Annotated in this window: 23 protein-coding genes and 2 tRNA genes; 14 read left to right on the top strand and 11 right to left on the bottom strand. The window is 49.0% G+C overall.

The window, feature by feature from the left end; genetic code table 11:
• Nucleotides 1–2: 2 nt before the first annotated feature.
• Both IEV19_RS11895 and truA read right to left on the bottom strand, forming a co-directional pair.
• Complete coding sequence (locus IEV19_RS11895) at nucleotides 3–1,775, bottom strand: ABC transporter ATP-binding protein (protein ID WP_188370959.1); 1,773 nt, start codon at nucleotides 1,773–1,775, stop codon at nucleotides 3–5.
• Nucleotides 1,768–2,520, bottom strand: a complete 753-nt coding sequence (gene truA, locus IEV19_RS11890) for a tRNA pseudouridine(38-40) synthase TruA (protein WP_188370958.1) — start codon at nucleotides 2,518–2,520, stop codon at nucleotides 1,768–1,770. The genes IEV19_RS11895 and truA overlap by 8 nt, the downstream gene beginning before the upstream one ends.
• A gap of 41 nt (nucleotides 2,521–2,561) precedes the next feature.
• On the opposite strand from truA, the gene IEV19_RS11885 reads away from it, so the two are divergent.
• Nucleotides 2,562–3,056: a metallophosphoesterase family protein gene (locus tag IEV19_RS11885; RefSeq protein ID WP_188370957.1), complete on the top strand. Its 495-nt coding sequence runs from the start codon at nucleotides 2,562–2,564 to the stop codon at nucleotides 3,054–3,056.
• Nucleotides 3,057–3,141: 85 nt separating this feature from the next.
• Here the strand turns inward: IEV19_RS11885 and IEV19_RS11880 are convergent, their stop codons facing one another.
• On the bottom strand, nucleotides 3,142–3,552 hold the full coding sequence (locus IEV19_RS11880) for a DUF4293 domain-containing protein (RefSeq protein WP_188370956.1): 411 nt from the start codon (nucleotides 3,550–3,552) through the stop codon (nucleotides 3,142–3,144).
• Nucleotides 3,553–3,741: 189 nt separating this feature from the next.
• Here IEV19_RS11880 and rho point away from each other — a divergent pair, with 189 nt between their 5' ends.
• A complete protein-coding gene (rho, locus tag IEV19_RS11875; protein WP_188370955.1) occupies nucleotides 3,742–5,355 on the top strand; it encodes a transcription termination factor Rho in 1,614 nt (537 codons plus the stop codon).
• Nucleotides 5,356–5,483: 128 nt separating this feature from the next.
• Here rho and rpsT read toward each other — a convergent pair whose 3' ends face one another.
• The 4 genes from rpsT to proS all read right to left on the bottom strand — a co-directional run bounded on the left by rpsT (nucleotide 5,484) and on the right by proS (nucleotide 7,525).
• Entirely contained in the window at nucleotides 5,484–5,735 is a 252-nt protein-coding gene (gene rpsT / locus IEV19_RS11870; protein WP_188370954.1) for a 30S ribosomal protein S20, read from the bottom strand.
• 46 nt (nucleotides 5,736–5,781) lie between these two features.
• Nucleotides 5,782–5,853 (bottom strand) — tRNA-Glu (locus IEV19_RS11865).
• 43 nt (nucleotides 5,854–5,896) lie between these two features.
• Nucleotides 5,897–5,968: transfer RNA gene (locus IEV19_RS11860), tRNA-Glu, on the bottom strand.
• 81 nt (nucleotides 5,969–6,049) lie between these two features.
• Nucleotides 6,050–7,525 (bottom strand): proline--tRNA ligase, encoded by a 1,476-nt coding sequence (gene proS / locus IEV19_RS11855; RefSeq protein ID WP_188370953.1) that lies wholly within the window; start codon nucleotides 7,523–7,525, stop codon nucleotides 6,050–6,052.
• A gap of 95 nt (nucleotides 7,526–7,620) precedes the next feature.
• Between proS and IEV19_RS11850 the strand changes: the two genes are divergently transcribed.
• Both IEV19_RS11850 and IEV19_RS11845 read left to right on the top strand, forming a co-directional pair.
• Entirely contained in the window at nucleotides 7,621–8,994 is a 1,374-nt protein-coding gene (locus tag IEV19_RS11850; RefSeq protein WP_188370952.1) for a hypothetical protein, read from the top strand.
• A 37-nt stretch (nucleotides 8,995–9,031) separates the two neighbouring features.
• Nucleotides 9,032–10,540, top strand: coding sequence for an OmpP1/FadL family transporter (locus tag IEV19_RS11845; protein ID WP_188370951.1), 1,509 nt, complete (start codon nucleotides 9,032–9,034; stop codon nucleotides 10,538–10,540).
• 44 nt (nucleotides 10,541–10,584) lie between these two features.
• Here the strand turns inward: IEV19_RS11845 and IEV19_RS11840 are convergent, their stop codons facing one another.
• Together IEV19_RS11840 and IEV19_RS11835 are read right to left on the bottom strand one after the other, a co-directional pair.
• Nucleotides 10,585–11,997 (bottom strand): T9SS type B sorting domain-containing protein, encoded by a 1,413-nt coding sequence (locus IEV19_RS11840; protein ID WP_188370950.1) that lies wholly within the window; start codon nucleotides 11,995–11,997, stop codon nucleotides 10,585–10,587.
• A 126-nt stretch (nucleotides 11,998–12,123) separates the two neighbouring features.
• On the bottom strand, nucleotides 12,124–13,929 hold the full coding sequence (locus IEV19_RS11835) for a T9SS type B sorting domain-containing protein (protein WP_188370949.1): 1,806 nt from the start codon (nucleotides 13,927–13,929) through the stop codon (nucleotides 12,124–12,126).
• 140 nt (nucleotides 13,930–14,069) lie between these two features.
• Here IEV19_RS11835 and folE point away from each other — a divergent pair, with 140 nt between their 5' ends.
• The 5 genes from folE (at nucleotide 14,070) to IEV19_RS11810 (ending at nucleotide 18,027) form a co-directional block, all read left to right on the top strand.
• Nucleotides 14,070–14,750, top strand: coding sequence for a GTP cyclohydrolase I FolE (gene folE, locus IEV19_RS11830; RefSeq protein WP_188370948.1), 681 nt, complete (start codon nucleotides 14,070–14,072; stop codon nucleotides 14,748–14,750).
• Between the two features lie 15 nt (nucleotides 14,751–14,765).
• Complete coding sequence (cysS, locus tag IEV19_RS11825) at nucleotides 14,766–16,250, top strand: cysteine--tRNA ligase (RefSeq protein WP_188370947.1); 1,485 nt, start codon at nucleotides 14,766–14,768, stop codon at nucleotides 16,248–16,250.
• Nucleotides 16,247–16,468, top strand: coding sequence for a membrane protein insertion efficiency factor YidD (gene yidD, locus IEV19_RS11820; protein ID WP_188370946.1), 222 nt, complete (start codon nucleotides 16,247–16,249; stop codon nucleotides 16,466–16,468). The genes cysS and yidD overlap by 4 nt, the downstream gene beginning before the upstream one ends.
• A gap of 98 nt (nucleotides 16,469–16,566) precedes the next feature.
• Nucleotides 16,567–17,523 carry a prolipoprotein diacylglyceryl transferase gene (gene lgt, locus IEV19_RS11815; protein ID WP_188370945.1) on the top strand — a complete coding sequence of 319 codons (957 nt, stop codon included), beginning with the start codon at nucleotides 16,567–16,569 and terminating at the stop codon, nucleotides 17,521–17,523.
• A gap of 12 nt (nucleotides 17,524–17,535) precedes the next feature.
• On the top strand, nucleotides 17,536–18,027 hold the full coding sequence (locus tag IEV19_RS11810) for a DUF192 domain-containing protein (RefSeq protein ID WP_229732595.1): 492 nt from the start codon (nucleotides 17,536–17,538) through the stop codon (nucleotides 18,025–18,027).
• Nucleotides 18,028–18,131: 104 nt separating this feature from the next.
• On the opposite strand, the gene IEV19_RS11805 is transcribed toward IEV19_RS11810, so the two are convergent.
• Both IEV19_RS11805 and IEV19_RS11800 read right to left on the bottom strand, forming a co-directional pair.
• Nucleotides 18,132–18,608 carry a hypothetical protein gene (locus IEV19_RS11805; RefSeq protein WP_188370943.1) on the bottom strand — a complete coding sequence of 159 codons (477 nt, stop codon included), beginning with the start codon at nucleotides 18,606–18,608 and terminating at the stop codon, nucleotides 18,132–18,134.
• Nucleotides 18,609–18,710: 102 nt separating this feature from the next.
• Entirely contained in the window at nucleotides 18,711–19,787 is a 1,077-nt protein-coding gene (locus IEV19_RS11800; RefSeq protein WP_188370942.1) for a lipocalin/fatty acid-binding family protein, read from the bottom strand.
• Nucleotides 19,788–19,905: 118 nt separating this feature from the next.
• Between IEV19_RS11800 and IEV19_RS11795 the strand changes: the two genes are divergently transcribed.
• The 5 genes from IEV19_RS11795 (at nucleotide 19,906) to IEV19_RS11775 (ending at nucleotide 25,637) form a co-directional block, all read left to right on the top strand.
• Entirely contained in the window at nucleotides 19,906–20,430 is a 525-nt protein-coding gene (locus IEV19_RS11795) for an RNA polymerase sigma factor (RefSeq protein ID WP_188370941.1), read from the top strand.
• Between the two features lie 47 nt (nucleotides 20,431–20,477).
• Nucleotides 20,478–21,389, top strand: coding sequence for a FecR family protein (locus tag IEV19_RS11790; protein ID WP_188370940.1), 912 nt, complete (start codon nucleotides 20,478–20,480; stop codon nucleotides 21,387–21,389).
• A complete protein-coding gene (locus tag IEV19_RS11785; RefSeq protein WP_188370939.1) occupies nucleotides 21,379–23,886 on the top strand; it encodes a TonB-dependent receptor in 2,508 nt (835 codons plus the stop codon). The genes IEV19_RS11790 and IEV19_RS11785 overlap by 11 nt, the downstream gene beginning before the upstream one ends.
• A gap of 91 nt (nucleotides 23,887–23,977) precedes the next feature.
• The gene (locus tag IEV19_RS11780; protein WP_188370938.1) at nucleotides 23,978–25,216 is read left to right on the top strand and encodes an ATP-binding cassette domain-containing protein; all 1,239 of its coding nucleotides are present in this window, start codon (nucleotides 23,978–23,980) and stop codon (nucleotides 25,214–25,216) included.
• A 37-nt stretch (nucleotides 25,217–25,253) separates the two neighbouring features.
• On the top strand, nucleotides 25,254–25,637 hold the full coding sequence (locus tag IEV19_RS11775; RefSeq protein ID WP_188370937.1) for a hypothetical protein: 384 nt from the start codon (nucleotides 25,254–25,256) through the stop codon (nucleotides 25,635–25,637).
• Nucleotides 25,638–25,662 lie beyond the last annotated feature (25 nt).

The raw sequence follows: 25,662 nt of genomic DNA, 5'->3' as shown, positions 1-25,662 counted from the left end.
GATCAGGCTACGTTTTCCTCCTCTGCAAGGAACTGGGCTTCATAAAGCTTGGAATAGTATCCGTCTGTCTTGAGCAGTTCTTTGTGGGTTCCTATCTCCACGATCCTTCCGGCATCCATGACGATGATCTTGTCTGCTTTTTTAACTGTGGCCAGGCGGTGTGCTATGATGATTGAAGTACGTCCTTCCGTGATCTTGTCCGTGGCTTTCTGGATCAGTTGCTCGGTGTAGGTATCCACGGAAGAGGTGGCTTCGTCCAGCACCAGGATACTGGGGTTGGTGACATAGGCCCTGAGGAAGGCGATCAGTTGGCGCTGACCGCTGGAGAGCATGGTACCCCGTTCTTTCACATTGTACTGGTAGCCCCCCGGCAGGGTGGTAATGAAGTCGTGTACCCCGATGCGCTTTGCGGCCTCCTCAATGGTCTCCGTGGTGATGGAATCATCCTTCAGGGTGATGTTGTTGGCAATGGTATCCGCAAAGAGGAAGACATCTTGCAAGACGATAGCGATGTTCTTTCTCAGGGAGGAGAGGGTGTATGTTCGTATATCGACTCCATCCACACAGATGCTCCCGCTGTTGATCTCGTAAAATCGGTTGAGGAGGTTGATGATGGTCGATTTACCCGCTCCTGTAGACCCAACTATGGCGACGGTCTCCCCTGCTTTTGCCTCAAATGAGATTCCGTGAAGCACTTCTTCGTCTTCCAGGTATCCGAAGCGCACATCTTTAAAACTGATGTCACCGGAAACGGGTTTCTTTTCATAAGTACCGTCATCCTGAATTCTGCTGTCCGTGTCTAGGATCTTGAATACCCTGTTGGCTGCCACCATCCCCATTTGGAGGGTGTTGAACTTATCTGCGATCTGCCGGAGCGGGCGAAAGAGCATTTCAATGTAGAGAATGAAAGCAAAAATAGTTCCGGCAAGGTCGACCTCGATATTGGCGATATTCCGCAGTCCCCCGTACCATACTACCAGTCCGATCGCAATTGAGGTCACGATCTCCGCAACGGGAAAGAAGAAGGAGTTGTACCAGACCGTCTTGAGCCAGGCATCCTGGTGTTTTTTGTTGATCTCCCTGAACTTTTCGCTTTCGATCTTCTCACGGTTGAACAGTTGTACGATCTTCATACCGGTTATGCGTTCCTGCACAAAGGAATTCAGGTTGGAGACCTGGGCCCTCACCTCGATAAAGGCCACTTTCATGGCTTTCTGGAAGAGTCGGGTTGCGTAGAGGATAACCGGCAGGATGGCGAAGACCATAAGGGCCAGCCTCCAGTTCATATAGACCATCATACTGGCCGCTGCCAGCATTTTCAGGAGGTCCGAAACAATGGTAAAAAAACCCTGACTAAAGATCTCCCCTATGCGCTGCATATCGGCTACCGCCCTTGTGACCAGCACCCCTATGGATGAATTGTCAAAATATTTCATCTTGAAACCCAGCATCCTCTTGAAAAGCAGGACGCGGATATCACGGATGACGGATTCTCCCAGCCAGTTGGCGTAGTAGTTGAAAAGCAGCTGGAAGATCACCTGGCCCAGGAGGACGCCCAGCATGGCAAGGGAAAGCCACAGGAGCAGGTCCATATCCTTTAGGCTGATCGCATCATCGATGATGTTCCGAAGGATATAGGGCGTAAGTACGGCAAAGAAGGTCAGCAGTATACCTGCCAGTGCAACCCCGTAAAAGGTGACCCTGTACGGCCTGGTCTGGGCGATCAGGCGTTTAAAGAGACGGTAATCAAAGGCTTTGCCGGTTTCTTTATCCATGAATTTGAAATAGGGATTCCGGGTATGAAATCCTCGTCAAATATAGCCCTTTTGCGGGCACGGAAACCCCGGCTTCACTCCTGTTCCTGCTTTTTATAATATGATTAACATCTTCTACTGCCGATTTACCCAAACCTACATCCAGCAGCGTACCGACGATAGCGCGGACCATATTCCTAAGGAACCTGTCTGCGGTGATCCTGAAAACCAGCCTGTCTTCCTGTTCACTCCAGCTTGCTTCCTTGAGGTGGCAGACATAGGTCTTTACGTCTGTATTCGACTTGGAGAAGCATTCAAAGTCGGTGTGTTTGAGCAATTCGGCACAGGCGAGATTCATTGCCTGTACATCCAGGGGAAGATGGACATAATGTGCCCAGTTGAACAAAAAAGGGTCTTTGCGCTGCACCACCACGTATTCATAGGTGCGCTCCAGGGCATCGAAGCGGGCATGAGCATTGGGAATTACGGGCAGGATTCGCTTTACGGAAATGTCCTCAGGAAGAAAGGAGTTCAGCCTGTGGACCAAGTCTGCGTAATCCGGAGCTTCATCCAGATCGAAATGTGCAAAGAGCTGGCGAGCATGTACCCCGGCATCTGTTCTTCCCGCACCCACGAGCTTTACCTCAGATCTCAACAGGGTAGACATGGCTTCCTCCATGGTCTGCTGGATGCTGATGGCCTTGGGCTGGCGTTGCCATCCATGGTAGGCACTGCCGTCATAGGAAAACTCAATAAAATATCTCAAAGTGAAATTCTATTTTTGTAACGCACAAATATACCCCTAAAATGACCAAAATCTTATTGCTCTCAGACACGCACGGATATTTGGACGAGGCGATCTGCAAGTACGCCCGCCAGGCCGATGAGATCTGGCATGCAGGGGACATAGGCACCATAGAGGTAACAGACCGGCTATCAGCAATCAAGCCCCTGAGGGCCGTTTACGGGAATATAGACAATGCGGTCCTGCAAAGGGAATTTCCTCTCGATGCGCGTTTTACCTGTGAAGGTGTCGACGTGTGGATGACCCATATTGGAGGGTATCCCAACCGGTACAGCCCCAGGATAAAACGCGAAATTGCCGAAAATCCTCCTAAGCTGTTTATCAGCGGCCATTCTCATATCCTGAAGGTGATGTGGGACAAAAAACTGGAATTGCTGCATATGAATCCCGGAGCCTGCGGGAAACAGGGCTTTCACCAGGTTCGGACCATGCTTCGGTTTGTGATTGATGGCAGTGAAATCAAAGATCTCGAGGTAATAGAACTCGGCAAGAGATAAGGGGAGCTGACCAAATTCTTAAAATGCAAAAAACCCCGGTTTGGACACCGGGGTTTCACGCACTAATACTACTAAGATGTTAGGTTTAACGTAAGCGGTCAACAGATTTTACAAGATCCTCATCCTTTTTGATGGCCCTGTTGGCCAGGACCAGTAAAACGATAGAAAAAACAGGAATCAGCATCCCAATACCCTTCTCCGAGACCTGAGCCCCTCCGGATAAGTTTAGCGACCGGTAAACGAAAAATCCCAGTAAAAAAAGATTCACTATCATGTTGAAGCGGTTCAGTACGAACTGGCTTTTTCTGTCCTTGTACTTAAAAATGGCAAGGGCAGCCAAAACTGCTGTCCCGTAAAAGGCCAGCGAAACCGCGATTTCATTCTTTGCAAATACAACCCCGTTATCAGTATCTGTCCACAGCGAAACCCAGAAGGGCAGTACGGCCCCGAGGAGGATGACTCCTATTAAGTAGAGAGTCTGTATGCGCTGGATCATGTACTAAAGGGTTTTTAGCCCTGCAAAAATAAAGGTCTTTTTAAATATTAACCACCAAATATTCAAAATATTTTGTAATTTTGAAGCGTTATCTCAGATAGCACTTACCCACTGGGAATCCATTCCCATGTTAATCCAAGTATCAATACTTCGAATTTTTAGATCTACGTATAACTTATTCAAAACTCAATGTTTGAGATTTCCGATTTAAAGGCAATGAAGCTACCTGAGCTTCAGAGTATTGCCGAAAACCTCAAAGTTCCCAAGTTCAAAACCCTCAAAAAATTAGATCTGGTCTATCAGATCCTCGACCTCCAGGCCAGCAATCCCAAAATGGTGAAAGAAAACGCCGAGATTGTTGAGAGTGCTGCTCCCCAGGAGCGCAAAAGGGAACGCAAACCAAGGCCCAGAAAGACCCGCAATGAAGGCGGTGGTGAGGCACAAGATTCCGGTACGCAACCCCAGAGCAGAGAAAGCAAGGCTCCAGAAAGCTCCGATGAAGCCGGAAAGAAAGACCACCAAAAAAAGGAACATTCTAAAAGAGACCATAAAAAGAAAGAATCTTCCTCCCATTCAGGCAAGTCACAGAATACCAACAAATCACACCACCAGAATAACGGGCAGGATAAGAAGTCCCAGAACTACGACAAGGACCTCAAGAACAAATACAAACAACCTGAATACGAATTCGACAGCATCATCGAGAGTGAAGGCGTCCTGGATATCATGTCAGACGGATATGGTTTCCTGAGATCATCGGACTACAACTACCTCTCTTCACCGGATGATATTTATGTCTCCCAGTCTCAGATCCGCCTGTTCGGACTGAAGACAGGGGATACCGTCCTCGGGAATGTAAGACCTCCAAAAGAAGGTGAGAAATATTTCCCGTTGATCAAGGTTTCCAAGATCAACGGACAGGACCCCCAGGTGGTTAGGGATAGGGTGGCTTTTGAGCACCTCACGCCCCTCTTCCCCAGGGAGAAATTCAAGCTAGCAGAAAGGCAGAGCAATATTTCAACCCGTATTATCGATCTCTTTTCTCCTATCGGAAAGGGACAGAGGGGTATGATCGTTTCCCAGCCCAAGACTGGTAAGACCATGTTGCTGAAGGATATCGCCAACGCCATTGCGGCTAACCATCCCGAGGTATACCAGATCATCCTTCTGATCGATGAGCGACCAGAAGAGGTAACCGATATGCAGCGAAATGTAAGAGGTGAGGTAGTTGCCTCTACTTTCGACAAGGAAGCCACGGAACACGTAAGGGTAGCCAACATCGTCCTGGAGAAGGCCAAGCGCCTGGTAGAATGCGGACACGATGTGGTCATCCTGCTCGATTCCATCACCAGGCTCGCAAGGGCTTACAATACCGTTCAGCCTGCCTCCGGAAAAGTACTCAGTGGGGGTGTGGATGCCAATGCACTGCACAAACCCAAGCGTTTCTTCGGTGCCGCCAGGAATATTGAGAACGGGGGATCATTGACGATCATCGCTACGGCCCTGACTGAGACGGGCTCTAAGATGGACGAGGTGATCTTCGAGGAATTCAAGGGAACCGGTAATATGGAGCTGCAGTTAGACCGCAGGATCAGCAACCGAAGGATCTTCCCTGCCATCGACCTCATCTCTTCTTCTACCAGAAGGGACGATCTGTTGCTGGAAGACAACGTGATCCAGCGTATGTGGATCATGAGGAAGTACCTGGCCGATATGAATCCCATAGAAGCTATGGAATTCATGGAACAGCGTATTAAGCAGACCAAGAACAACGAAGAATTCCTGATGACGATGAGTCAGTAGGTTTTCCTTATAAAATCAAGATCCCGGTGCAGCAATGTCCCGGGATTTTTTTGTTAAATAGAATCTGAAAATAAAGGGAATAAAAAACCCGGCTGCAGGGCCGGGTTTTTACCATTGAGGATATTTTATTAGAGGGTATTCACCATTCTGGTGAGCTTGCTCTTCAGGTTGGCGGCTTTGTTATCGTGGATGATATTTCTCTTCGCCAGTTTATCGATCATACTGACCACAGAAGGCAAAAGGGCATTGGCCTTTTTCTTGTCAGACTCGTTGCGCAATTTCTTGATCGCGTTACGCGTGGTCTTGTGCTGGTACCTGTTGCGCAGGCGCACTGCTTCATTCCTTCTGATTCTCTTTAATGCCGACTTGTGATTTGCCATCTTGTTATAATTAATGTTTTCAGCCGCCTTCCCGGCGGATTCCCAGTAGCCCGTAGGGGAATCGAACCCCTGTTACCAGGATGAAAACCTGGCGTCCTAACCCCTAGACGAACGGGCCAAAATTCAATATATCAACGGCGTGATCCTAATGATCTGCCTTGTAGCCCGTAGGGGAATCGAACCCCTGTTACCAGGATGAAAACCTGGCGTCCTAACCCCTAGACGAACGGGCCATAGGTTTGCGCAATTGCGGATGCAAAAATACAATTATTTTTTACTACCACAACACCCACCGATTATTTTTTGAAGGGCACTTAGTAGGCCTTGGCGAATATCACCCTTTGGGAGGAAGGCTTTCCGGTAACCATACATTTCCCTTCTTCCTTTCCGTCACTAAGCGGGATACAGCGTATGGTGGCCTTGGTCTCCTCCTTGATCCTTTCCTCAGTCTCGGCTGTCCCGTCCCAGTGGGCCAGGAAAAAGCCGCCTTTAGACTCGAGCAGGGTTTTGAATTCATCGTATGAATCCACCCTTGTAATGTGCTCATCCCTGTAATCCAATGCCCTGTTATAGATATTCTCCTGTATCTTTTCCAGTAATTCCTCTATGTGAGTGATCACCTCAGAGGCTTTAACCGTTTCCTTTTCCAGGGTGTCTCTCCGAGCCACTTCAAAGGTTTCATTCTGCAGGTCGCGTTGTCCTATGGCCAGCCTCACCGGCACCCCTTTCAGTTCGTATTCATTAAACTTGAAGCCGGGCTTATGCGTATCCCTGTCATCGTATTTAACGGAGATTCCTTTCGACCTCAATTCTTTTACCAGAGGATCCACTTTTTCCGAAATAGCCTCCAATTGATCCATTCCCTTGTAGATGGGTACGATCACCACCTGAATGGGAGCTAGTTTTGGGGGAAGCACCAGACCATTGTCATCACTGTGGGTCATGATCAGCGCACCCATGAGTCGGGTTGAAACCCCCCATGAGGTCGCCCAAACATAATCCTGCTGTCCTTCCTTGTTGGCAAATTTGACGTCGAATGCTTTGGCGAAATTCTGGCCAAGAAAGTGGGAAGTACCCGCCTGCAGCGCCTTTCCGTCCTGCATGAGGGCCTCGATGCAATACGTTTCAACAGCCCCGGCAAATCGTTCCACTTCGGTCTTGGTCCCTTTGATTACAGGAACCGCCATATGGTTCTCGGCAAAATCGGCATAGATGTCCAATATTTTTTCAGCCTCTTCAATGGCCTCCTGTTCCGTGGCATGGGCCGTATGCCCTTCCTGCCAGAGGAATTCCGCAGTCCTCAAAAAGAGTCGGGTCCGCATTTCCCATCTGACCACATTGGCCCACTGGTTGATCAGCAGGGGCAGGTCTCGGTACGACTGTATCCAGCGCCTGTAGGTATCCCAGATGATCGTTTCTGAAGTAGGCCTTACGATCAGTTCCTCTTCAAGTTTGGCCTCGGGGTCTACTATTATTCCGCTGCCGTCTTCGGCATTCTTTAGCCTGTAATGGGTAACCACGGCACATTCCTTGGCGAAACCTTCCACATGGCTGGCTTCTTTGCTCAGGTAGGATTTCGGTATGAAAATGGGGAAATAGGCATTCTCATGCCCGGTCTCCTTGAACATCTTGTCCAACCCAGCCTGCATTTTTTCCCAGATAGCATACCCGTAGGGTTTGATCACCATACACCCCCTCACACCCGAATTCTCGGCCAGGTCAGCCTTGATCACGAGCTCATTATACCATTTGGAATAATCTTCCTTTCGCGTCGTTAAATTTTTACCCATTTAGTATACTTTGGCACAAAACTTGCAACTTATTTCAAGAATAGTTGGGCAAAACTAACTATTTTTAAAATGTTCAACAATATAAATTTACACCCATGATAGTTTCCTTACCCCTCCTAAAAAACCTGAAAAAAGCCGTCCTGGGCCTACTGGGCATCGGGCTGGTTTCCTGTGGTTCCTATCAGCAGGCATCGTACTACGACAATGACGGAATTTACGGTTCAGGAGTAGAGCAGCGCACCGTGTACAATACGCCGAGAACGGTTGAAAGACCGGCGAGACAGGCGGACGATGGAATTTACGGAGACTACTTCGGCAGGAGAGCAGAGGAAATAGACCAGTATATGGACAGTGAGATCTTCACTGACGTGGATTCTTACTACAGCGGGGTTGAGGAAGACAGCCTTGCCATCATGAGAGACTCAGACTATTTTAATTCTGACGAAACCTATGCCGGTAATCCCGGCTGGGGAGATAACCCTACCAATGTGGTCATCAATATCAATGACAATTGGGGATGGAATCCCATCTGGGCCGATCCTTTCTGGGGATACAGCGGCTGGTACTGGGGTGGCCTTTACAGTCCATGGAGATGGAACAACTGGGGCTGGGGCTGGAACAACTGGGGCTGGAACAACTGGGGTTGGGGCTGGAATCGCTGGAACTGGGGCTGGAATCGCTGGAACTGGGGTTGGGGCTGGAACAACTGGGGTTGGGGCGGTGCCTGGGCCTGGAACGGCTGGGGCTGGAATAACTGGGGCTGGGGCGGATATTACGGATATCCCTATAACAGCCGCTTTGGATACAACAGGTCTCGCAGAGGTTTCTACAATAACAATTCCCTGGCAGCCAATTCCTTCAGGGGCAGGTCTAATCTGAATACACCCCGTGGAAATACCCGATTGAGGGATAGCGGAAGGTCTAACCTGAGTTCCAGGAATGGGGTGAGGAGTTCTTCTACCTACAGAGGAGGTACCACTGCCAGGCGATCGGTCAGTGCCGACGCGATCAGCAGGAACAGGAGTTACCGCACCAGCAGAAGCTCGCGTGTGTCTCCTAATTACAACAGAAGTTCTGCGCAAGGCAGGTACAACGGATATTCTTCATCCAGGAACAATATATACAGAAGAAGCAGCGGGACTACCGCAAGGCCATCTTCTAACAGAAGTTACCGTTCGTCCGGGACCCCCAGATCGTCGGGTTACTCAAGATCCTCATCCGGGATCAGGAGTTCACGCAGCAGCGGTGCTTACAGAAGCTCGAGAAGTTCCGGCAGCAGAAGCTCCGGCAGTTTCAGGAGTTCGGGAAGCAGCAGTCGAAGCTCGGGTAGTTTCAGGAGTTCAGGCGGTAGCAGCCGAAGCTCAGGAAGCATGAGAAGCTCCGGTGGCGGCCGATCTTCCAGCGGTATGCGAAGCGGAGGAGGCAGGTCTTCAGGAGGAAGATCTTCTGGCCGAGGCGGCAGGATGTAAAAATCCCATTTATTTTTCACTCTTAAAATCAGGTACAATGAAAAGATTTCTAACGTTCATTATGGGTTTGTCATGCCTGGCCATATCGGCTCAGAACATCGATGACGTATTGAGATACAGCACAGAAAACCTCCAGGGAACGGCCCGCTTCCAGGGAATGGCCGGTGCATTCGGGGCCCTGGGAGGAGATATGTCTGCCCTTAATATCAATCCCGCAGGTTCCGCTGTTTTCGCCAACAGCCTTTTTACCATAACCGGGGCCAATTACCATCAGAATAACGAATCCACCTACTTTGGTTCACCTGCCACCGAGGTCCGGAATTCGGTCGATATCAGTCAGCTCGGAGGCGTATTCGTCTTTAAGAGCCGTAATCCCAATACCCCCTGGCAAAAGATCTCCCTGGCCCTCAACTACGATATGGCGAGGAATTTTGACAATGAGGTCTTCGTCAATGGAAACGGCAATCAGGGAATCGACAATTACTTTCTGAATTTTGCCCAGGGAGTCCCTTTCGGATCTCTCCTGATACAGGACGGTGAATTTATCGAAGAGGCATATCTCGACATAGGTGCCAACCTCGGATTCAGGGAGCAGCAGGCTTTCCTGGGGTATTACGGTGGAGTGATCGACCCGGTGGATGAAACCGACAACAACAATACTGCATATGTATCCAATGCCGTTTACAATAATGTCGACCAGCAATACTTTAAGCGGACCAACGGGTACAACAGCAAACTCACTGTGAATTTAGCCGGTCAGTACCAACAGAATCTCTTTCTCGGAGCTTCCCTGAACTTCCACGATGTGCTATTCGACCAGTATACAGAATTCACCGAGACGGGATACGATGCCAGCTCCCCTGTCAGCTTTGTCAACTTCGACAACTACCTGCGTACAGAGGGATCAGGTTTTTCCTTCAGCCTGGGGGCCATCGCGGTGATGAACGAAAACGTACGAATAGGTGGTAGTTACCAGTCGCCTACCTGGTACAGACTCCTGGACGATACCTCACAGAGAATCAATTCGGACCTGGCCGACTCAGAGATCGGTTTTATCGATTTCAACGTGGTCAACCTCTTTGACGAGTACAGGATCAAAACTCCGGCCAAGCTTACAGGAAGCCTGGCGATCGTCTTCGGACCCCAGGGCCTGATCAGTTTCGATTACGGATACCAGGATATGGCTGAGGCCGAATTACGCCCTGTATCCGACCCTGCTTTCAGTGATGAGAATACATTTATCGCTTCCCAGCTTGGACAGGTTAACACCTACCGTATCGGAGGGGAATACAGGATCGAGAACCTGAGCCTGCGAGGGGGGTATCGTTTTGAGAGCAGCCCTTATGAAGACGGTGTTACAGTGGGCGATCTTACGGCATTTTCCTTCGGACTCGGATTTAACTTCGGGGGCAGCAGACTCGACCTCGCCTTCAGCCGAGCAGAACAGAGCCGTCAGAACACCCTCTTTGTCACGGGATTCCCTTCCCCTGCCAATGTGACCAATATCAACACCAACGTTCTGGTAGGTTATACGCTTAATTTATGATAGAAGATTTTGAAAAGATAAAGCCGGCAAATGCCGGCTTTTTTTTATCGTACCAGGGAAAAATGTGTCCTCACGGAATTAGCGACAATGATACCCCCTTCATCACGGGAATAATCCAGCCTGAACCAGTAATCGGAGGAAGGCATGGGCCTCCCGTTAAAGGTGCCGTCCCATCCAATGGTTGTCTCATCTAACTGCTTGAGCAGTTTCCCATAGCGGTCGAAGATAAATACCACCGGGTCTGTAAGCGTCTCTATCCCGAGTATGTTCCAGGCGTCGTGTATCCCGTCTCCGTTCGGGGTAAAGAACTTGGGATATCCCACCACCAGAAAAGGAATGGGATCCGTAAAGCCACAGCCGTTCTTGTCATTGATGATCACCGTATTCTCTCCCGGGGGTACATCGAAGAAGATGGCAGAATCCTGGAATTCACCCCCGTTGATGGCGTATTCGTAGCTTCCGTCACCGTCTACCACGATCTCTATGTTGTTGCTGTCAGAGAGATCGTCCAGAATGATAACTTCCTGGAGGACAGGGGTTCCGTAAAAGGTGATCAGTATATCATCCGTAATGGTCGTTGCGAGGTTCGTGATGATCTCCACAAAATAACGACCGGAATTGGGACTGGTGACCGTGTAAGTCGTCTCTGCAGGTCCGGAAGCAAGTACCTGGTCGATCACTCCGTCATCCTCATAGTCTACACTCCAGGTCACATTGGCAATATCAGGACCAGCAGGAGAATTCAGGGCAGACAGCACGATATCGGGGTCTCCTTCACAGGCTACGATGTCTAGGCCGAGGAACTCGTCCCTCAGGGTACAGTCCAGGGCTGTGTTCTGGTCCTGGTCCACTGAGTACCCCGTAAAGGTTAGCTGGAAAGGTTCGGGGTCTCCATCGAAATTTGTGTTGAAATTATTGATGAGCAGGTAATAGATCTCCCCTTCTTCCACGATAAGCCATTCGTCATAAGTATTCTGGCTTCCCGTGAGGGGTGGGGCACCTTCCTGTCCATTTTCAGGGTTCACTCCCACACCTGTGAAATTGGTGTCATTCACCTCGTAATTACAGCGGATGGGTTGAGCAGTACCGTTGCTAATACTGGCACAGTCCACATCCGGGCCGTAAAGGGCAAAGTCCCATTCTGCGGTGACCGTGCCGCTGGTTCCCGGCAACGCTTCTATGTCGAATCCGATCTGACCCCGGGTCCCGGCTCTGAACACGTACCAGGAAGTATTGTTTTCAATATTGGCCGAACTGACACTGCCTTTCTCCAGGCATCCGCTTTGCCTGATCACATCGGGATCGAAATCATCGATGTCCCCTGCCCCATCGGCAAAAGAGTTGATGGGCGCATCGGCACAGACCGGGATAGCACTGCGACAATCAGGGGAATTCTGGGCGAACAAGCCAACAGACCAAAAACAAAGCAGAAATACACCACAAACTAACGTACGCATAGAATTGAGGGCTAGGGAACAATGTTCGAACAGTATGTATAACTAGATGGGGGTGGATTTAGTATACTTTCAACCCACTTTTTGGCGGTAAATCGATGAACGGTTTACCCAGATAAAAAGGCAGGGTCAACGCCTCAGGGAGAAGTGATTGTTCACGTATTTGGCCTCTACCCGCTGCTCGTTCTCATCGAGGAAGGAGACCTTGAACCAGTAGTCTGAAGAGGGAACGGGTATCCCGTTATAGGTTCCATCCCACCCGAGGTAATCCTCCTCCATCACAAACAACAACTTCCCGAACCTGTCGAAGATCTGTACTACGGGTTCCCGTAGGGTCTCAATACCTACGATCTGCCAGTAGTCATTTGCCCCATCCCCATTCGGGGTGAAGAAAGTGGAAAAGCCCACCACAATGATGGTTTCCGTTACGGTCCCACACCCATTGAGGTCATTGATTGTTACGGTGTGCATCCCCGGGCTCACTTCCCGGAATACAGGCGACGCCTGGAAAGGTCCTTCGTCTAGCCTATACTCAAAATCGCCCTCCACCCCGTTGACGATCTCAACGGTGTTAGCCGTCTGCAAGTCATCAATTAATACCTCGGAGATCAGCGGCGGATCGGAAACGGTTACTGTCACAGTTCTACTCGCAGCACAGGCGAGTCCGCCCGTTGTATTCGTGACGGTAAGGGTATAATCCCCTGGCTGGGTTACGCTGATACTGGGCGTGGTCTCCCCACTGTCCCATTGATAGGTATACTGGGCATTGGGATAGAGTTCTCCAATGAGCTCACCTGATGTATCCTCGCAAATAAAAACCTGATCATCGAAGTTCAGGTCAGGCGTCACCAAACCTTCCAGTGTAAATTGCTCAGTGGCGTCATAACACCTCGGATTGTCAAGGCTGGATACCCTGACATAAATCGTTTCTGTCCCTGATGTGATGGTATAATTCTTAGGCAGGACATTGGTCCCGCTGTCAGCATCGGCCTGGGAGGAGTGATAGCTGACGGAATGTGTAGCCGGGTCCTGGGCACCCAGGGCTTCGGAGTCTTTCTGTTCCAGGTCGAAAGTTCCGTTCTCAACGCATACCGTCTCATCTGCCAAAGGATTTGTCACCGGGGCTATTGAAAAGGCGACCTGTACCTCACTGATGATGTTGGGTGGTGCGGGCATTTCTACCTGTACCCGGTACATGGCCGATGAATTTACAGTTAGCGTAGGAGCGGTTTCCCCTGGGATCACCTGATATCCCATCCCTGTGTCGGTATACCAGGTATACGAAAGGGCATTGGTAGTGGTGGCGTCCAGGATGATCGTTTCATTGTCACAGGCAGCTATGGGTGCACCCAGGAGATTATCGATGATAGAGCAATCCAGAGCATCGTTGGGGTTGGTCTCGAAGATCTGACCTGAGAATTGTATGGAGAAGCCGGAGTTGTTGTTGCTGAAATTATTGATCAGCAGGTAGTAATCCTCTCCCGGTTCTACCTGTATCCACTCCTCGTATTGTACGTTAGCCGTGTTTCCTGTCGGGTCTTCACCCACTCCCATGTAGGCATCCTCATCACTGTTGTCAAAGAAATTACAGCGGACGGGATCGCCCAGTGAATCGCAATCAGAAGCCCGGTACAGGGCAAAATCCCAGTCCTCTGAAGTATCAAAACCGATATTGAATCCCAGCTGGCCGGAAGCCCCGGTCCTGAATCGGTACCAGGCCGAATTAGACTCGATATACCCCGTGATCGTGGGTTCCAGGCAACCGCTTTCAGGGGCATTGTCAAAATCGTCAACACCATAGCCCTGGGTCCCGCCATTTACCGGGGTATTGTTGCAGATGGGGATGGCATTAAGGCAGTCCTCTGCCACCTGAGCACGGACCACATTCAGGGAAAAAAGTAAGAATATCACAAGAAAACCGAGTGGAATTCTCATAAACAGGCCTTGTTTTACATGTAAAACTTAAAAATAGTTGACCCCTTACCTTAACACTAATTTATGTTGTGTAAGGGCCATAATCCCGCGTAAAGTGCCATATTATGTATATCTTTGCCCTTTGAAAAAGACTTGACTTCATGAAATTCAAACGTTCGCTGGAAGACCATTTTGAAGGGGTTGGAGAGGACCATTTTTCCTCATCCGAAGAAACACCGATGAGGCCGGACGCCTTTGTCCTTTCAGACCAGGAGAAAATTGAGCGCATTGAGCAGAGTGTGAGAGACGTTATGCTTACCCTTGGGCTAGACCTGGATGACGACAGCCTGAAAGGCACTCCAAAGCGGGTTGCCAAGATGTATGTGGAAGAGATATTTAGCGGACTCCACCCGGACAGGAAGCCCAAGTCCTCTACTTTCAAGAACAAGTACAAGTACGGGGAAATGCTGGTGGAGAAGAATATTACGGTCTATTCTACCTGCGAACACCATATGTTGCCCATCGTAGGTAAGGCACATATTGCCTATATCTCGGCCGGGACCGTGGTTGGCCTGTCCAAAATGAACCGGATCGTGGACTATTTTGCAAAAAGGCCACAGGTGCAGGAGCGGATGAACATACAGATCGTACGCGAACTACAAAAAGTGCTGGGTACAAAAGACGTGGCCTGTGTGATTGACGCCAAACACCTCTGTGTAAATTCCCGGGGCATACGGGATGTAGACAGCAGTACCGTAACAGCAGAGTACGGTGGCCGATTCAAGGAAGAGGCTATACGCAAGGAGTTTTTGGAATACATAAACATGGATACCACCTTTTAATCCTCGAGGATCCCAATGGCGCTTTATCGAGATCAGCAACTGAAAATATACAATTCACTTACCGGCCAAAAAGAGGTCTTCAAGCCCATCAATGAAGGCCATGTAGGCATGTATGTCTGCGGCCCGACAGTCTACAGCAATGTGCATCTCGGCAACTGCCGCACCTTTATGTCCTTCGACATGATCTTCCGCTATCTGAAACACCTGGAATACAAGGTGAGATATGTGCGTAATATTACAGATGCAGGGCATCTGGAAGATGACGACGCGGGAGAAGGAGAAGACAAGATCGCCAAGAAGGCACGGCTGGAGCAGATAGAACCCATGGAGGTCGTTCAGCGCTATACGGTCGATTTTCACAATATCCTGCAGAAATTCAACCTCTTGCCTCCCAGTATCGAGCCTACGGCTACAGGCCACATTATTGAGCAGATCGAGATCATCAAAGAGATCCTGGAAAAGGGATTTGCTTACGAGACCAACGGATCTGTGTATTTCGACGTCCTTACCTTCAACAAAAGCCATGAATACGGGAAGCTGAGCGGTCGCAAACTGGAGGACATGATCAGCAATACCAGGGAGCTGACAGCCCAGGACGAAAAGCGCAACCCACAGGATTTCGCCCTCTGGAAAAAAGCAGAACCACAGCATATTATGAGGTGGCCCTCTCCCTGGGGTGACGGGTTTCCGGGCTGGCACCTGGAATGCACAGCCATGAGCACAAAGTATTTGGGAGAAACCTTCGACATTCACGGAGGGGGAATGGATCTGAAATTCCCTCACCACGAATGCGAGATCGCCCAGTCTGAAGCATCGACGGGACAGTCCCCGGTGAGATACTGGCTGCATGCCAATATGCTGACCATGAATGGGAAGAAAATGTCAAAATCTACGGGAAATAACATCCTGCCCAATGAGATCTTCTCAGGGGAAAACGACCAGCTGAGCAAGCCCTTCTCCCCTGCTGTGGTGAGGTTCTTTATGATGCAGGCCCACTACACCAGCATCCTCGATCTGAGCGACGAAGCCCTCCTGGCCTCTGAGAAAGGCTATCAGCGGCTCATGGATGCTATCGGCCTCATGGACAGCCTGGTAACCGGCAAGACCTCTGATCTCAACATACAGGACTGGAGAAAACGGTGCTATGACGCCATGAATGACGACTTCAACTCACCTGTCCTAATCGCAGTGCTTTTCGAAGGAGTTAAATACATCAACCAACTCAGGGAAGGCAAAGCAAGCCTTACGGAAGAAGACCTGAATGTGTTGAAGAAAACGATGAATGATTTTGTCTTTGATATCCTCGGACTGGAATCTCAGGCCCAGGACAGTGCAATTTCGGAAAAACTCAGCGGGGTGGTTTCCCTTCTGATCCAGATGAGGAACGAGGCCAGGGCCAGCAAGGATTTTGCCACCTCAGACAAGATCAGGGATGAGCTCTCTGCCATGGGTATTCAGCTTATGGACGGGAAGGAAGGCACTACCTTCAGCATCTCATGAAAAAGATCCTCATCGCTCCCTTTATCTTCCTGGTGAGAGGATACCAGTTACTGATATCACCTTACCTGCCCTCAAGTTGCCGATACACGCCGACATGCTCACAATACACGCTTGAGGCCCTCAGGAAACACGGTCTTTTCAAAGGAGGTTGGCTATCTGTAAAGCGTATTTTCAGTTGCCATCCCTGGGGAGGCAGTGGCTATGACCCTGTGCCCTAGACTGCTGAGATCAAAGGTGGTATTGAATTCTCAGAGAAGCCTTCTAAATCCTTTCCCTCTCTGGGTATTTGTGTATCTTAGGACCCTAAAATGACTTCATGAATTTTTTAGGTTTTATATGGAATCCGGCTGATACGCTGTTCAGGATCGGCTTCCTGCAGATCAAGTACTACAATCTGTTGTGGATCATCGCTTTTGCCCTTGGGTGGTTCATCATGAAACGCATTTACCTCAACGAAAAGAAAACGGTACAGGAACTGGATTCCCTCTTTATCTATACCGTGATCGCTACCATGCTGGGTGCCCGGCTCGGCCATGTGTTCTTCTATGACTGGCCCTATTACTCCCAGCACCTGGTTGAGATACTCCTCCCGATCCGCGAACGTGCCGGTGGCAGTCTGTTTGGGATTATCAGCGGGTATGAGTTCACCGGTTTTACCGGCCTTGCAAGTCACGGAGCCGCCATCGGTATAATTATCGGCATGTATCTCTATGTTCGAAAACACAAGGGCTTTAAAATGCTTTGGGTCCTGGACCGTGTCGTGATCCCTGTATCCATAGGGGCATTTTGCGTCAGGCTGGGGAACTTTTTCAACTCTGAGATCAATGGAAAGATCGTGGATAAATCCTTCCTTTTCGCCACGAAATTCGTGAGGGACAGTGACGACATGCCGGCATCCAATGCCCTGCGCATCACCAAGGAAAAAACGGCAGATGCCGCATACAAGGCTCTGGAGAACAACCCCCAGTTTTCAGAATATCTGGAGGCCATTCCCTACAGACATCCAGCCCAGCTCTACGAGGGGATCAGCTATATTTTTGTCTTTCTCCTCCTGTATTACCTCTATTGGAAGACCGATAAGAAGCATCGTCCGGGGTATTTGTTCGGTCTTTTCCTGGTCCTGTTGTGGACAATCCGGTTCTTTGTGGAATTCGTGAAGAAAAGTCAGGGTGGTTTTGAAGAATCACTCGGACTCCTGTCTACAGGCCAGTGGCTCAGCCTGCCATTTATCCTGATAGGATTTTATTTTATGTTCAAACCTTCAAAAGCATAAAGCTTGCTTAGATTGAAAGTCGCATACTGGTCCTATTTGCTCATCTTTTGTGGTCTTATCCTGGCGACAGCGTGCAAGGACGAACCCAGGAAAGTCGTCACCACAGCCCCCATCACCTTTACAAAAGAAGGTTCCCTTAGCCTATTTAAGGGAGAGACGGATTCCCTGATAACCCGACTCGACATCGAGATCGCTGAAGGAGAATACGAGACCCAGACCGGGCTCATGTACCGGGAAAGCATGGAACAAGGACAGGGAATGCTCTTTGTATTCCCCGAAGAGGCTTACCACAGTTTCTATATGAAGAATACCAGATTTCCGTTAGACATCATCTATATAGACCGGGACTCCGTTGTCGCCAGCATTATAAAGGATGCCCAACCGCTACAGGAGGAAAGCCTGCCATCCACCCAGCCGGTCATGTTTGTCCTGGAAGTGAATGCCGGCCTGAGTGAAGCCTGGGGCCTGCAGGAAGGCGACCGGATACAGTTTACCAGAGAATAGACCTAAAACAAAAAAACTGCCCTTTGCAGGGCAGTTTACAACAGAGAACAATCTTTCCCATAGCACGGGAGATCGGGTTGGGGATCCCGACCCCATATTTTGGATCAGTTCTTTACGAAGATCAGGGTATCCGTGCTTCCGTCTCCTCCACTGATATCGATCAGTTCTATTCTGGTAGATGACCGTGAGACAATGTCCCAGTCGTCTGTCAATTCCTCGAATGCCGGAGGGGCCGAGAAAAAGATATTGAAATCGACATCGTCCATGCTGTCGTAGTCATCGTCATCAGAACTGTCGTCAACGGTCACTGACCAGGTTCCGGTTACCATACTGCTCCCATTGTCTGCAACCAAACTTCCATCTGTATTGAAGGAAAACGTATAACCGCTATAATCGCTGGTCTCATCAGTGCCGGAATCAATGTAACTGCTGACTACCCATGTCCCGGATACAGCCAGGTCAGTGACCGCCTGGGCTACCACAGCAGGGTCCTGCATTTCTTCATCTGTATTGTCTGAAGAGCACTGGGTAAGGAAGAAAGTAAGAGCTGGGAGGGCTAGGGTTAAAAGGATCTTTTTCATGATTTAAAATCTTTATGTAGTTAATTGAAGGTGTTTAAAAAAAAGGGAGATCCAGGCCCTGTGGGGCAATAGAAGGACCTGGACACTCCCTAAAATCATAGGTTAAGGGGCACAGTTACTTCTGAATTCCAGTTCATCATCATTCGCCATTCTCAGGTCGACCTCAAATTCATCCTCATACTGCTCCAATTCGTGCAATGTCCAGTCGGCATTGAAATCACTGAGATCTGGAATATTGATACTCACGGTGATAAAGTTCCCGGACCCACTGCTTTCCCAGGTACCTGTAAAAGTTTCTGTACCGGAATCGGCAGTGACATTACCTTCGGCGTCAAAACTAAAGGTGTATCCCACATACTGATCTGTGAGGTCCATGTCATTTCTCTCCAGGTCTTTTACATACCAGCCGTCGCAACCGGTAATGAAATCAGCCAGGCCTTCAGTGGTACAATTGTCACAGTCGTCATCATTGTAGTCGTAGTCGTCATCTTCGTCACAGTCGTCCTCGGCCTCATCAATAACATCCTCCAGCTGGTCGAGATTAGATACAGAGATCTCAGTACCGTCTGAGAGGATCAGAGTAATGGGGAACTGTACATTTACGATGAGATCCTCATCCAGTTCATCGATAAAGAAATAGAGTTCCTGGTCGCTGTTGATCGTGATGGTATCGACCAGTTCATTGTTGGTATCGAATACGGACACGGTGATAGGATATTCGATATCGATACACTCGATGTCGTCATCGTATTCATTTTCCCCCGAACACTCATCGGCATAGGTCTCAAACTCATCCAGGGAATTGATCGTGATCTCACTGAAATCACTCAGGACAATAACAATGGGAAATTCGATCTCTATGGTGTCTTCATCGTCATCGAACTCATCCAGGATATCCTCCACCGTATCGAGGTCTTCTTCTGAATTTACGGTGAGTTCCATTCCATTGACAACTACAGTAAAAGGAAAAGCCAGAGAAAAGCAATTGGCCTGATCGATTATATTATCGTCAGAACCATCATTCATAGCAGTTCTCTGCATGAGATTGGCTACGGTGGAATTCGCCAGTAGCGCCTGTCCCTGAGGACCTTCGATCAGAACTGATTCTTCTTTCCGGCAGGAGGTGAACACCATTGCGGCGACCAGAATCAGCGAGAATAACTTTACAATTGAATTCATAGCATAATAAGATTTAAATTAAACTGTTTACTCTTAAAACAACTAAGTCCTTATTTCTCCTGAAAAATTTTTGAGAAATTTTAATTTTTATCTTTAACGCTGTCTTACTGAATTTGTTTTGACCCGGGAATTACACGAGAACGTCTGCAAGGATGATACCTTTAAAAGGTTGCATGAACTATATGCCGCCGAACTCCACAACTACCTGTATTACAAATACGGTGAGACCTGCAACCCGGACGACAAGACGCAGGATGCCTTCATTACACTTTGGGAGAACTGTAAGAAAGTGGCCTTCTCCAAGGCACGGGCATTTTTATATAAGGTAGCGAACAACAATGTGCTGAACGATATTAAACACCACAAAGTGGTACTGCGGTATCGCTCGGAAAAACCGGCCGACATCACCAGGGAAGATCCTGAATTTCTGATGCAGAAAGAAGAATACTTCAGGAAGTACCAGCAGGTACTGGCCAAACTTACCGAAGAGCAGCGAGTCGCCTTCCTCCTCAATAAGGTGGAGGGAAAGAAACACGAAGAGATCGCAGAGCTGTTGGGAGTAACCAGAAAGGTCGTGGAGTACCGGATTTACTCGGCATTTGGCATTCTGAAGGAAGAACTGGAAAATTTTCGAATAAAATAATCAGGAATTTCGGATACTGAGTTGTTATATAGGTAAGATCGAGCATCATGGAAGATAAATCCTTGTTGGAAAAATGGCTGAACGATAGCCTCACCGAAGCTGAAAGGGAGACTTTTCAGCAGGAAGAGGCCTATCCTTTTTACGAGCGGTTGATCGCTGATGCTTCGCATTTCAAAGCCTCTCAATTTTCAGAACTATCAGATTTCGAAACCCTCCAAAAGAAGATAAGGACAAGGGAGGTACCGGTCAGAAAGCTGCATCCTACAACCTGGCTCCTCAGGATCGCCAGTGTATTCGTAATAGGGTTCGCCCTGTATTATTTCATTTTATTTCCCTCTGAAGTGAAGGTGGAAACACTCGCGGCCCAAAAGACAACTATAGAGTTACCAGATGAATCACAGGTGGTACTCAACGCCCTGAGTGCGGTTACCTATAACCGAAGGAACTGGGAGGATAACCGAACCCTTGAACTAAAAGGAGAGGCCTTTTTTGATGTGGCCAAAGGATCGAGATTCGATGTGGTCACCCCCCGGGGGACCGTTTCTGTGCTAGGTACGGAATTCAATGTGAAACAGCGTGCGTCTGCCTTTGAGGTGATCTGCTATGAAGGACATGTCAGGGTTGTTTCCGGAACCCAGACAGAGGAATTACGCGCAGGTGAGAGCCTCAGCTTTCTCGATGGCAAAATGACCCGGGGCAGCACCTCTCTAAGTGGGCCCCAATGGAAAGATAATATCAGTGATTTCAGGGAGGTTCCTTTTTCTGAGGTGGTCGCTGAACTCGAAAGGCAGTACAATGTTGAGGTGATTCTCGAAGGTGTATCCGCAAATACACGGTTTACAGGTGGGTTTGTCCATGACGATCTGGAAAACGCCCTGCGTTCCATCACTGAACCCCTGGGCCTGTCATACGACCTCACACAAGAAAACAAGGTGATTCTGAAAACCCGTGAAAAGTAGCCGATTCTTACTTCTTTTTATCATTCTTTGCCTTGGATTTTCCAGCTATTCACAACGAGAACAAGACCCCCTGCCCCTGAAGCAAATCCTGGAGCAGGTTTCGCTTTCTACAGGTTACCGCTTCAACTATGCCTCCGAGGTCGTGGAAGGTTTGCAGCTTATCCCCCCCAAAGAAGAATGGAGTATAGAACAGATCCTGGATTATTTGTCTGAGGAAAGCGGACTCATATTCAACCTGCTACCTGACAATTTTATTTCGATAAAATCCGGAGCCCGACTGTTCTGCGGATATCTCAGGGATCGTAATTCGGGTGACCCTCTCCCTTTTGCTACTGTACAGAGCGCTGTGGGATCAACCATAACTGATGAAAACGGGTATTTTGAAATAGAACTTGGAAGTGCTCAAGGCCTGGTTTCGATTCGCTTTATGGGATACCGGAATCTGGAACAGGAATTCACAAAGAATGAACCGGGCAATTGTGAGGAGATCTTTATGATACCTCAGCAAGTACAACTCGCCGAGATCGTTCTCTATGACTACCTGATCCGTGGGATCGACCAGCTCGATGACGGTTCTTACCAGATCGATTTCGATAGGTTCACCATTCTCCCCGGCCTTATAGAAACAGATGTCCTTCAGGCTGTGCAGGCATTCCCCGGGATTCAAAGCGTCAGTGAAACGGTCTCAGATATCAACATCAGGGGAGGGACTAACGACCAGAACCTGATTTTATGGGACGGGATCAAGATGTATCAGTCGGGTCATTTCTTTGGATTGATCTCCATGTTTAACCCCATGATCACCCAGAACGTCTCCCTTCGGAAGAATGGAACCCCTGCACGTTATACGGATGGGGTCTCGGGCACCATCGATATGGAGACCGATGACAGGATCAATGAAACGTTTTCCGGTTCCCTGGGAGTGAACTTTATCGATGTCAGCGGATTAGTGGACACACCTCTCGGGGCCACGTCCTCCATCCAGGTAGCGGCCCGTAAAGCGATCAACGATTTTGTGGTGAGTCCCACCTATACCGAATACTTCAACAGGATCTCCCAGGATACGGAAGTGGAGAATAATGCCGGAAATGTGATCAATTCTGACCAGAGCTTCGATTTCTATGACACTTCGCTTCGATGGCTGTGGAAGGGATCTGACAAGGACCTGCTGCGGTTTAATTTTATCGTGGCCAGAAACGACCTGGTATTCAATGAAAATGCCAATGTGAATAATACCCCTATCTCGCGTGAAAGCAGCCTCGCACAGGGAACAGTCGCAGGCGGACTCCGATACGAGCGGCGTTGGAATGACAGGATCAGTACGGATCTCGAGATCTACAATACCGATTACAACCTCAGGGCAATCAATGTGAATATCGCCAATGATCAGCGTTTCCTACAGGAGAACAAGGTCTCTGAAACAGCGGCCCGACTGAATTTATCCATGCGCGTGAAGGAGCAATGGCAGTGGAATTCGGGGTATCAGTTTACGGAAACAAAGGTCACCAACCTGGATGATGTGGACGATCCCGTCTTTAGGCGACTCGATGGGGATGTGCTACGAGTCCACAGCGGGTATACTTCCCTGGGTTATTTTTCAGGCGACCGGGATACCCGTGCGAATATGGGGATTCGGTTGAATTACCTCGATAAATTCAACAGACTGATCTGGGAACCCCGTCTGAGTTTCAACCAGCGTATTTCAGATGGGTTCAACCTGGAGATCCTGGGCGAGTTCAAGCATCAGAACACTTCCCAGGTGATCAACTTCCAGAATGATTTTCTGGGGATTGAGAAACGCCGTTGGCAACTGGCTGATGAACAGGAGATCCCGGTGATCACAAGTAAACAGGGTTCAGTCGGTCTGAGTTTTAACCGTTCCGGCTGGTTGATCAATACCGTGGGCTTTTACAAGGATGTAGATGGGGTCACTACCCAAAGTCAGGGATTCCAGAATCAGTATGAATTCGAAAAAGCCATAGGCAGCTACAGGGCTCATGGCATGGACGTCCTTGTGCGCAAACAATTACGTGACCTCAGTGCCTGGCTGAGTTATTCCCTCCTGCAATCCGACTATACCTTTGAGACCTTGCCGGAACGAACGTTTCCCAACAACTATGACATTACACATGCACTGACCCTCGGGATGAGCTATGAGGCTGACCATCTGAGAATGGCTGCAGGGTGGAACTGGAGGACAGGGAAACCCACAACCCTGCCCGACCAGAATCAACCCGTGCTGAACAATGCGGTCAATTTTCTTCCCAGTAATTCTGATCGGTTTTCGGATTATATGCGCTTAGATTTCTCAGCTCTGTACCTGTTCTCCCTGACATCCGGCACCAATGCCCAGGTGGGCGTATCTGTCTGGAATGTACTGGACAGAGACAATACCCTGAGCCGGTTTTACCGGGTGGGCAATCCGGGAGAAGCGAGGGATTTTACTCAGAATTCCCTCGGTATCACCCCCAATGCCGTACTGAGAGTAAATTTTTAAGCGTTCCCGGGCGCACTCCCAATTTACATTCTCCCGAAGGACTATCTTTGCCCAGACATCAGGGTTCTTTCCTGTGATAAAATAACCTGTTTTGATACCTCATTGGGCCATTTTTACAGACAATTCAACTCCTGTTGCGCCTCTGGTCGACAGGCTCCTCAACGGACCTCTGCCTGAGGGTTTTGAGTCACTGGAAGGTAAAAGTGGTGCGCTATTCTCTATATCGGAGATCCTGCGGTGGATGGAGGAAGAATTGAGGCACGACCTGAAAGTACTGACCCGCGATCGGGAACAAAGTCTTCAGTCCATGTCGAGCGGCGAGCGTAAAAAAGCCCTGTTTGCCTATATTTTGGAACAGGAACCGGATTATCTCATCCTGGACAATCCCTTCGACAACCTGGACCGATCTTTCCGGGAAGAACTGCGGAAAAAGATAGCGGGACTTTCGTCTGAGGTATCTGTGATCCAGATTCTAAGTCGTAGATCAGACCTACTTCCTTTTATCGATAAACATTTCTTTTGGAAGGGAGAAAATCTTATCGGGATGAGAAAACACGGCACTTCCGGAGAAACGGCCCAAGAGATGGAGCCCTTCCCGGAAGCCCTTCCCCCTCCCCCCGATACTATCACTTACGCAGACCAATACCTGGTTGAACTCAGGGATGTATCTGTTTCATTCCTTGATAAAAAGGTTCTCCATCAGATCTCCTGGAAGATCGCACCCGGCGATTTCTGGGAATTGAGAGGGCCCAATGGGAGCGGGAAGACCACCTTGCTTTCCCTGATCACAGGGGACAGTCCTAAAGCGTTCGGGCAGGAGATCTACCTGTTCGGGCATCGAAAAGGAAGTGGGGAAAGCGTATGGGACATCAAGCAACACATCGGGTATATAACCCCGGCCCTCACAGACCGCTTCCGGGGCTACCATACCCTTGAGCAGATGCTGATCTCCGGACTGGTAGATTCCATCGGTCTGTATACCCTTCCCACAGAAAAACAAAGAGAACTTGCCGGATCATGGCTGAAAGTTCTGGGACTTCAAGATCGGAAAGACACATACTTCCACGACCTGAGCAAGGGGCAGCAACGGCTTATTATGTGTGCCCGGGCCATGATCAAACACCCGCTATTACTCATCCTGGATGAGCCCACAGCCGACCTGGACGACCACTCAGCCAGACTGGTCGTACACCTGGTCAACAAACTCGGAAGAGAAAGCCATTCTGCCGTGCTTTTTGTCTCCCACAATGAAGAACCGGGACTCAACCCAGGGGCGGTCTTTCAACTTAAACCGACAGAAAAAGGCTCTGAGGGTATCATTTTGACCTAAGTCCTTATTTTCATATTTTGACAAAAAATTGCACAAAATGCCATATACCTTAGAGCACAGGGTGCATCCGGAATATCTCGAAGTGCACATAAAAGGTGAGATCGTTCCGGGAAAAGAGTTTAAAGAGGCCCAAGAACGATGGAGTACAATCGCCGACCTTTGCAAGACTACCACCCGGAATTTTATTTTGGCCTTTATCGACCTCAAAGGTCAACATCCAACAAGTTCCAAATTCAATCTGGTGAATGCTGCCACCAACATGGGATGGCTCCCTGATTACAAACTTTCTGTCGTGGTCAAGAATGAAGAACAATTCAACCACCTTTCTTTTACAGAAACGGTTATGAATAACCTGGGATATGAGATGAAACTCTTCCTGAAGCGAAAGGAAGCCAAGAAATGGCTATTTGCCGGAAAATAAAAAAACCGCTCTAAGAGCGGTTTTT

The sequence above is a fragment of the Muriicola marianensis genome, from assembly GCF_014638095.1.
GTDB lineage: Bacteria > Bacteroidota > Bacteroidia > Flavobacteriales > Flavobacteriaceae > Muriicola > Muriicola marianensis.
This window is presented reverse-complemented; position numbering and strand designations above follow the sequence as displayed.